The sequence below is a fragment of the Dietzia sp. CW19 genome (assembly GCF_014145265.1).
Lineage (GTDB): Bacteria > Actinomycetota > Actinomycetes > Mycobacteriales > Mycobacteriaceae > Dietzia > Dietzia natronolimnaea.
In genome coordinates this window covers 1-1,735 of sequence record NZ_JAALEE010000451.1, presented here as the reverse complement: position 1 = coordinate 1,735, position 1,735 = coordinate 1, and the positions used below count along the sequence as shown (strand labels likewise).

3 protein-coding genes are annotated in these 1,735 nt (G+C 71.4%); 1 reads left to right on the top strand and 2 read right to left on the bottom strand.

Annotated features, from left to right (window positions below):
• A partial coding sequence (locus tag G6021_RS13135) for an acyl-CoA dehydrogenase family protein (RefSeq protein ID WP_182615561.1) occupies nucleotides 1-851 on the top strand: 851 nt, incomplete at its 5' end.
• 95 nt (nucleotides 852-946) lie between these two features.
• On the opposite strand, the gene G6021_RS13130 is transcribed toward G6021_RS13135, so the two are convergent.
• Both G6021_RS13130 and G6021_RS13125 read right to left on the bottom strand, forming a co-directional pair.
• Nucleotides 947-1,225, bottom strand: coding sequence for a Rho termination factor N-terminal domain-containing protein (locus G6021_RS13130; RefSeq protein ID WP_179525620.1), 279 nt, complete (start codon nucleotides 1,223-1,225; stop codon nucleotides 947-949).
• A gap of 5 nt (nucleotides 1,226-1,230) precedes the next feature.
• Nucleotides 1,231-1,701: an FABP family protein gene (locus tag G6021_RS13125; protein ID WP_182641483.1), complete on the bottom strand. Its 471-nt coding sequence runs from the start codon at nucleotides 1,699-1,701 to the stop codon at nucleotides 1,231-1,233.
• Between the last annotated feature and the right edge of the window lie 34 nt (nucleotides 1,702-1,735).

Sequence of the window (1,735 nt, the reverse complement as noted above, 5' to 3'; positions counted from 1 at the left end):
GCATGACCGCCGCCTACCTCCGCCACGCGGCGGACCGGTCGGACGCCGCGTGGCGGACCTATCGCGCCGTGGCCACGGGGGACCGGCCCGGTGTGACCGGCATGGCCGTTGCCCAGCGTCAGGCGGTCGGGCTGGGCAGAGTCCCGATCACCGCCACTCCGGTCGACGGCGGCTACCGCATCGACGGCCCGGTCGCGTGGGCCTCCAACGTCTACGAGGACAGCACGATCGTCCTGGCCGCCAACACCGGGGACGGGCGCAGCCTCGTCCTGGCCTTCGAGGCGTCGACTCCGGGCGTGGACATGCGCAGCGCCCCGGATCTCCTGGCGCTCAACGCCACGGCCTCGACCATGATCGGGCTCGACGGCGTCGTCGTCCCCGACGAGCAGGTGCTGGGGGAGGACCTGGGGGACTTCCTGACCGGCGTGCGCCCGGAGTTCCTCGTCCTGCAGGCCGCGTTCTGCTCGGGTGTCGCGGCGCGTTCTCTCACCGAGGTCGAGGGACTGCTCGGCGGCCTCGGTGCGTTCTCCGCCGACGAGCACTCCGCGCTGGTGGACCGCCACGAGCACATGCACTCGGAGTTGCACCGACTGGCGTCGCGGCCGGGAGAGGGCGCTCTCGTCGACCTCCTCCTGTTGCGCCTGGACGGCGCCGAGATCGCTCCCGCCGCCACGCGACTCGAGGCCATCCTCTGCGGTGGAATGGGGTATGCGCAGGACGCCCCCGCCAATCGTCGGATGCGTGAGGCCGCGTTCCTCCCCGTCCAGTCCCCCTCGCAGTCCCAGCTGCGGTGGGAGCTCGACGGGCTGGGGGTGTCCCGGCTCGTGTGGCGGGGGGACGCGGCGCGCTGACGCACCGGGCCACACGCCGACGAGGGTGAGCGCGCGGCCCGCTGGATCCCGGCCCGCTGATCCCGGCTCGGTGAGCCCGGCCCGCTGGTCCCGGCTCAGTGCTCCCGCAACGCCTCGATCAACTCGTCCTTGGTCATGGACGAGCGTCCCTCGATGCCGATCTCCCGGGCGCGGTCGCGGAGCTCGTCGACGGTCCAGTCCTCGTACGAGCCGGCCTTGCCACCCTTGTGGCCGACCTCGGACCGCGATCGCCCGGCCGAGGCGTTGGCGATCCGGGCGGCCTTCTCCTTGCTGGCGCCGTCGTCGCGCAGCGCCTCGTAGACCTTCTCGTCCTTGATGTTCGCGGATCGCCCGTCGTTCTTCTTCTCGGCCACGGCGCTCAGACCCGCCGCATATCGGAGTGGAGGTGATGGGTCATCGGCTGTCCGACCGCGGCCATGGCGAAGGTGGTGACCAACCTGCCCCCGGTGAGTTCGTACCGGCGCCTGGTGGCGTCCACCTGCTTGGCGGTGGCGCTGTTGGCCACCCGGGCCTGGAATTCCAGGACGAGCGAGTCCGCCTCGGCCACGACGGTGCCCTCGGCGAGTTCGGTCTGTCCCATGGGCTGCGCCAGGATCAGCTCGGCGGTCCCGGCCCCCGGGATGCGCAGATAGCCCGTCTCCGTGTGCATGGGGGAGCCGTCCGCGCTCCACGACCGTTGGACGTAGTGCAGGAACGGCTTGCCGACGTCCGAGAAGACCACCTCGTCGGTGTACGTGAAGTCCTCGATGGTGGGATACGACCCCGCGCCCTCACCCCTCCAGGTGCCGAGAAGTGCGGCGACGGGGGCGAGGGAGGGTGCCGGTTCCATGCCCATGAGCCTAGGAGCATGGGTCAGTAATGGC